Source organism: Candidatus Cloacimonadaceae bacterium, assembly GCA_030693415.1.
Taxonomy (GTDB): Bacteria; Cloacimonadota; Cloacimonadia; order Cloacimonadales; family Cloacimonadaceae; genus JAUYAR01.
In genome coordinates this window covers 22492-28600 of the sequence record JAUYAR010000098.1, presented here as the reverse complement: position 1 = coordinate 28600, position 6109 = coordinate 22492, and the positions used below count along the sequence as shown (strand labels likewise).

8 protein-coding genes and 1 tRNA gene are annotated in these 6109 nt (G+C 46.4%); 7 read left to right on the top strand and 2 right to left on the bottom strand.

The features are described 5' to 3' along the window. Window positions 1-171 precede the first annotated feature (171 nt). The gene (locus tag Q8M98_06120) at window positions 172-1428 is read left to right on the top strand and encodes a hypothetical protein (GenBank protein ID MDP3114337.1); all 1257 of its coding nucleotides are present in this window, start codon (window positions 172-174) and stop codon (window positions 1426-1428) included. Between the two features lie 357 nt (window positions 1429-1785). Here the strand turns inward: Q8M98_06120 and Q8M98_06115 are convergent, their stop codons facing one another. Beyond that, window positions 1786-2181 carry a hypothetical protein gene (locus Q8M98_06115; protein MDP3114336.1) on the bottom strand — a complete coding sequence of 132 codons (396 nt, stop codon included), beginning with the start codon at window positions 2179-2181 and terminating at the stop codon, window positions 1786-1788. A gap of 482 nt (window positions 2182-2663) precedes the next feature. Here Q8M98_06115 and tadA point away from each other — a divergent pair, with 482 nt between their 5' ends. From tadA to Q8M98_06085, 6 genes are all read left to right on the top strand, one after another. After that, on the top strand, window positions 2664-3119 hold the full coding sequence (gene tadA / locus Q8M98_06110) for a tRNA adenosine(34) deaminase TadA (protein MDP3114335.1): 456 nt from the start codon (window positions 2664-2666) through the stop codon (window positions 3117-3119). 3 nt (window positions 3120-3122) lie between these two features. Further along, a tRNA-Ser gene (locus Q8M98_06105) sits at window positions 3123-3212 on the top strand. Between the two features lie 6 nt (window positions 3213-3218). Continuing rightward, the gene (locus Q8M98_06100; protein ID MDP3114334.1) at window positions 3219-3587 is read left to right on the top strand and encodes a hypothetical protein; all 369 of its coding nucleotides are present in this window, start codon (window positions 3219-3221) and stop codon (window positions 3585-3587) included. Next, entirely contained in the window at window positions 3587-4099 is a 513-nt protein-coding gene (locus tag Q8M98_06095; GenBank protein MDP3114333.1) for a hypothetical protein, read from the top strand. Before Q8M98_06100 ends, Q8M98_06095 begins: the two co-directional genes overlap by 1 nt. Then, on the top strand, window positions 4092-4715 hold the full coding sequence (locus Q8M98_06090) for a hypothetical protein (protein MDP3114332.1): 624 nt from the start codon (window positions 4092-4094) through the stop codon (window positions 4713-4715). Before Q8M98_06095 ends, Q8M98_06090 begins: the two co-directional genes overlap by 8 nt. Beyond that, complete coding sequence (locus Q8M98_06085; protein MDP3114331.1) at window positions 4712-5173, top strand: ECF transporter S component; 462 nt, start codon at window positions 4712-4714, stop codon at window positions 5171-5173. The genes Q8M98_06090 and Q8M98_06085 overlap by 4 nt, the downstream gene beginning before the upstream one ends. 54 nt (window positions 5174-5227) lie before the next feature. Here the strand turns inward: Q8M98_06085 and Q8M98_06080 are convergent, their stop codons facing one another. After that, window positions 5228-6100: a hypothetical protein gene (locus Q8M98_06080; protein MDP3114330.1), complete on the bottom strand. Its 873-nt coding sequence runs from the start codon at window positions 6098-6100 to the stop codon at window positions 5228-5230. Between the last annotated feature and the right edge of the window lie 9 nt (window positions 6101-6109).

The window sequence follows — 6109 nt, the reverse complement described above, 5'->3', positions numbered from 1 at the left end:
GCTGATATTGATTGCTCAATGGCTTCCAATGTGCATGAATCCAAGCTCTGCTTAGGTCGTCCCATTTCTCACTCCTTCTAAGTTTAGATATGAGACAATATAATCAGTATTTATGGCATGTCAATATAAATCTTGTATTACACCAACCTTTGAGACACTACCTTAGCTCAAATGGACCCATTGATTGATTACGCGCAGTATGATCATTGGAAAACAAATACCCCATATGACCATGACTATTATGAAAATCCATCCACTGATGCTGACAGGTACGTAGATTGGGTTTTCATAGTCTATAGATTTAGATTAAGTGACATGTTTCCGAGTATTAACTACACTGGTTATACACCCATACCAGATTACACGAGCCAAGACATGATCTTGGGTCAACCAGTGAAGATTGGTGGCTGGGGACGGGGCTCAGCTCAAGGAGGGATGAGGGAAAGTGGGTTTAATGGAATTACCCATGTTTGTTTACATGAATTGGCTCACGCTCTTTTTCCTTATGGACATAATGGGCGATTGGCCGGACTATCAGTTTTAAGTGCAAATCAAGTCGGATGGGGTACATCCATTTGGGGGATGAATGCATGGGAGAGGGAGAAGCTAACTTGGATGAATTATAACACTGTAGCTTCCGATGAAATCGTTACTCTTCCAGATTACATGACAAATTTTACTGCATTGAAGATACCCACGAGTAGTCCAAACCGCTTCTACGTTATAGAGAATCGCCAGCGACTTGATCCAGAACTTGACACAGCGTACGGAAAAGGTATTTACGTGTACAGAGCGATCAACAGAAGTAACAACGAATATATTGAATCTAGTGAAATATATAGCAATGTTAACTTGCCAGAACCTAACGGGTTTTACGACGGGTGCATAAATGTATTGTCAGCTGACGGTAGGTGGAACTTTTCACATAATCTGTCTCCATCACCCAATTATAGCATTGACTTGCCAGCCAATATCAGAATTCAAAAATCCATCCCAAACCCTAGAGGGTATGATGAAAGAGATTATTGTGGCAGATTTCAATATGGTAACACAGGCAATTGGGGTAGGTACTATTGTCTCAATGATCGTGGTGAGGGCGGTACAAATAGATGGTATCAGGGGGACTCAATCGAAGAAAGCGATCTGCGAGGCGATGCTTTTGGAGATGTTCATGACGGCTTCTCCATGGGATACAACAGAGTGTTTTCGAAGTGGTCTAACCCCGGGATTGATCAATCTTGGGCAGATTGTAACTTCTCGATTGAGATACTATCTGAAAACCCGCAAACTGGTGCTGTGACTTTGAGATTACGTTTTGCAAATCCCCAAGAAGCACCCTTGGCACGACCTATGGGTTTATCAGGAACCTCAAGCAATGGAATTAGTTACGCATTGAATTGGGATCAGCCAGGTCTATACTGCCACTGATCCTCTCTATAAGCTCCTTGCCCTAGCTAAATGATGCATTGTCAGGTTGCGGATAAGTGAAACATCATTAGCTTATTCTATGAGGTGAGCTATGATTACTTTTATATTACTGTGTTTTTTTTATTATATCTATCGTGTGGAGGAAAGAGAAAGAAAGAAAAAAAGCCTTGAAGACCAACTCAGAGATAAACAGCGCATATCGGATCTGGATCGAGAATTATCTCGTATTCATTCCGATAAATCACAGATTATCACTGTTGCCCGCATCACAATCAAGGATGAGAGACTGTGGTAGATGAACCAGGAGTAACAAAGAAAACCCGGCAAAACCGGGTTAATAAGTAAGTAAGATACCGATTATCTCTTCTTTTCGAGCCTGCAGATCAACTCAGCCATCAGGTTGATCATCTCCTTATAATCGCTGCATTCCCAGGCATCGTCGGCTTTGATCTTGATCTCATCCTCGGTCATCTTCTCCGATTGCAGCCAGGGTCCCCGGAACTGATTCCACCAGCTCTTGTAGTGAAACTCATTAGCGTATGGATCATCTTCAACCTGATCACTCTCCGATCCATCCAACCCAGTCTTTTCCATCTCGATCACTCTCATGGTCGATCCTAACTTCAATATCCCTGCCTTCTCTGCCAGAGATTCAACTGGATGCTCCGTACCATCATCTCTCATCAGAACTAATTGGCTGCCTGATTTCACCATCTCCTCGAGCTGTGTCATGCCTTTCTTTTGCTTGGTCATCTTGATCTCCTTCTCGGTTACCCGACTGTTAACTTATGGGTTCTACATAGAACCAGTAGCAACCGTGGTCAAGTCCTTTCTGCACAATAGTATAAGAACTGCGATGATGCCAGATAATACCTGATTAAGGAGATGAACGCATAAGTGCATCTTCAGAAGCATGTTGAAAACTCATGTGCAGAATTCGTGATATTCTTATGCGATAACAGCCCAAACCATCAGTTTGAGTTCTCTAATATCCTAAGCCACTTGTATGCAGGATATTGTGACTTTCCGTTTGCAGAATTCAATGAAACTCTATTTGCAGAAATCGTGATACTCATTTGCAGAAATGGTGATACTCGCCATATTCGGGTTTAGCCGATTTGCAGCCAATGTGATACGATTTGCAGAATTCAGTGAGACTCTATAACAGGCATACCCATCCGCAGCATCGGCATTGATTTACTTGACACCACAGGGGCTCGAAGCATTTTTGACCCATGAATATCACCGATCACGAATACTGGATGGACAAAGCCTTGCAGCAAGCGCTTTTGGCGCGGGAGAGAGATGAAATCCCCGTCGGGGCGGTATTGGTCAAAAACGGTGAATTGATCCATGTGGACCACAATCGCACTCGAGAGACTTCGAACCCTCTGGCGCACGCGGAAAAATTGATTGTTGACAAAATCCTGTCTCAAAAAATCAAGTATCTCTACGAATACAGTTTATACGTGACCTTGGAGCCCTGTATCATGTGTGCCGGGATCTTGATCTGGGCGCGGCTTGGGACTTTGGTTTTCGGGGCTTCCGATGCCAAGGCGGGAGCGGTTGGCTCGGTCTATAACGTTCTGGCGGACAAAAGTTTTAACCATCATCCATTGGTCGTTCGAGGGGTGATGGAAAGCACCTGCGCCACATTATTAAGCGAATTTTTCAGACAAAAAAGACAATGAGACGGAGAGTTGCCGGAGCGGTTGAACGGGACGGTCTCGAAAACCGTTGTATCCTTACGGGTACCCAGGGTTCGAATCCCTGACTCTCCGCCACTAAACATGATAAACCTACTGCTGAGCGACCGCGCCAAAGACTATCTCATCTGTGATGCCGATCATCCTTTGATCTCAGGCGGAAAGCTGCTTGAAGAGCTGATCGTCTATAACATCCATGCCTCTCTTATCCAAGAGCTTACAAAGTCGTTTGCAAGCCTCAGCGGGTGCGATATTACCTTCAATACTGATGTCTCAGAACTCTCCGGCGGACAGAAAGTGATCCTCATGTTCCTTTTGGCAATCCACTCCTCAGCACCGAGAATCCTCTTCATCGATCTGCTCAAATACCTCGATCCCGTCAGGCGAGAAGGGGTTTTGGATCTCATAGAAATGTTTTCCTCCCGCAAGCAGATACTGCTGGAATCCCGCTGATGTTTATGATCCCGACCGGCAGCCATTCCCTTTGGCAGGGCTTTGATCTCGATGTGAGACGGGAGCTTTGGTTTGGCATCGGCGATATCTTTCACCTGCATGGAGATAACGGCAGCGGGAAGACTTCATTTTTGCGTAAGCTGCTTGTGCCGCAGGCGCTTGACTCGGTCAATCCCGTTTATCAGCTCTATTTCGAACAGCAATCGGCACTCCAGCTTTTCAGCGTCAAAGCCTATGCCGCTTTGCAGAAACCGCCTCGGCAGATCAACAACGAAAACCAGATGATAGACTATCTGCTTGATAGCTTTGATCTTGCTAGGCAAAGAGAAGCTCGCCCGGCGTTGGTCATGATCGATGAATCTCCACGTTTGCATGATATCATCGAGAGAGTGTCCGTACATTCGGTTTGCATCGTTTTTGCCAGTCATCAGAGTGTCATCCCCGGTGCGCGCAGAATCTGTTTCAAAACTGTCCGTCAGGGCTTAAGCGAAGTGGATGCCGAGCATGATTAAACTGTTTATCGCATTGATGGCACTGCTCATTTTCATTGTCGTCTTTTGCATCCTACTATTAAATAACATCCTCGTGCAACTGTTCTGTTTCGGCATCCTCGCGCTGATCATGATCCTCCGCCGCGGTTTGAAACACCTGTTGAAAGAGCTGAAGCTGCTGGTGTCTTTTTCCATCAGCATGTTGGCGGTCTATCTGATCTTTGGTTTTGTCGGCTTAAAAACGACCACGGGATCGGCAGGTTCAATCCCCTATTGGCTGAACTTTGGTTCTGCACGCATCTTGTTGTTGCTCAATACGGTGCTCTTTATCCATGCTGTGTTTTCGCTACTGTCCTATGCGGATCTTCTGAAACTGAATCTCGGTATCGGACGCACCAAGTATCTGATCTTGGGCAAGATACTCTACGACGCTGCGTTTTTATCCCATGCTGAGATCCTCTTTCACCAAAGCATGATCCCGCTGGAGCAATCTGCCAAGCCCGGCTTCACACATAGATTCACATCCACCCTGGCTCGGGTGCTGGCGTTGATGTATTTTATCATTAGCGAAGCCCGGCTCAAGGGTGAAATGATCGATAATCGCATCCTACACTGTCATTTGAAGGAGAAGAAATGAAATGGTATTTCCTGGTCGGACTCACTGTGATGGTCACAGTGGGCACTCTCTTGTTCCGCATTCCCATCCCCGGAGGCGGATATTTTAACTTTGGCGACGTGGTCGTGGTTTTTGCCGGTCTCTATGCCGGCAAGAAAGTCGGCATGATTGCCGGTGGAGTCGGATCCGCCATCGCAGATTTGATCGGCTTTCCCATCTTTGCTCCGATCACCTTGATCGCCAAGGGTTTGGAAGGCTTGCTCTGCGGCTTTGGCCACGGCAAGAAAGCTCTTTACACCTTTCTTTTTCCCGCTATCGGAGTGAGCGTCATGGTGGTCGTATATTTCTTTGGCACCTGGCTGCTTCCCCAATCCGGCTTGGCGGGTGCAATCGCGGAACTGGTTCCAAACATGCTGCAAGCACTGTTTGGCTTTGCCGGCGGCAGAATGCTATACGCCGCTTTCAAACACTTCGAATAAAAATGAAAAAGCCACCGTTGAAGGTGGCTTTTTTTTAGTTAGCGTATTGCAACATTACAATAGTTCGATCACCACGAATTTCTGTTTTCTAAACATCTCGGGGTCGATCACGGTAAGAACGTTTTGACCATCGACTTTCTCCACGCGATAGGACGCGGCTACGTGGTTTGAAAGGATCGCATAGCCTTTTTTGGTGGAGGGAAATGATATGGTCTGGTTGTCCAGGAGATTGAATTCGGTGAATTTCTCGGATATTAATCCAGTATGCACCGTGGACACTTTGCCGATTCCGAGCAAGCCACCCTTGCGATCGATGATGCTCCTGTCCATGAGTTCCTTTCTGGTGCCAAAAACAAAGTACATGCGGTTCATATCGGTGGACTGTTGTTCGATCAGGCTTTGTTTTTCCTTGATCTGAGCTTCGCGGCGGTTGATCTCTGCCTGAGAGAGCTGACGTTCGCTTGCCAAAGTCTTGGAAAGATCGCCGAGGCGTCCTTCGAGTTCATTTACGATCTTCTCTTTGTCGGTCACGGAGGACTTGAGTTTGCTGATCATGCTTTGGATGCTGGAAAGTTGCCCCTTGGATTTTGCCAGTTGGCGTTCCAGGTCGGCAATGCGTTTTTTGTCAGCTTCGATCTGGCTGCGCATGTTGGCAATACTGCTCACGACCCGCGCACGACGGTCTTCGGGAGTAGATCCCGGTTTTTCTTCCTTAGTAAGTAGTTGACCGGTAAGGTCTTTGTCCATTTCTTCGAGGCTGCCTTGGATCTCGTTGAGCGTGACAGTCGAATTTTCATATAACTTTGTCAACTCATCATTACTGCGGGCAAGCTCTTTGGATTTGTTCGCTGAACCGATCCACATCATCCCGAATATGACAGCCAGTATGGCGAAAATCGCCACGAAAATCCATGTTGTTGCTTTCATGCTTGACTC

Coding starts and splice junctions, on each gene's coding strand:
- Q8M98_06120 (MDP3114337.1), top strand. CDS start 172: ATGGACCCATTGATTGATTACGCGCAGTATGATCATTGGAAAACAAAT.
- Q8M98_06115 (MDP3114336.1), bottom strand. CDS start 2,181: ATGACCAAGCAAAAGAAAGGCATGACACAGCTCGAGGAGATGGTGAAA.
- tadA (MDP3114335.1), top strand. CDS start 2,664: ATGAATATCACCGATCACGAATACTGGATGGACAAAGCCTTGCAGCAA.
- Q8M98_06100 (MDP3114334.1), top strand. CDS start 3,219: ATGATAAACCTACTGCTGAGCGACCGCGCCAAAGACTATCTCATCTGT.
- Q8M98_06095 (MDP3114333.1), top strand. CDS start 3,587: ATGTTTATGATCCCGACCGGCAGCCATTCCCTTTGGCAGGGCTTTGAT.
- Q8M98_06090 (MDP3114332.1), top strand. CDS start 4,092: ATGATTAAACTGTTTATCGCATTGATGGCACTGCTCATTTTCATTGTC.
- Q8M98_06085 (MDP3114331.1), top strand. CDS start 4,712: ATGAAATGGTATTTCCTGGTCGGACTCACTGTGATGGTCACAGTGGGC.
- Q8M98_06080 (MDP3114330.1), bottom strand. CDS start 6,100: ATGAAAGCAACAACATGGATTTTCGTGGCGATTTTCGCCATACTGGCT.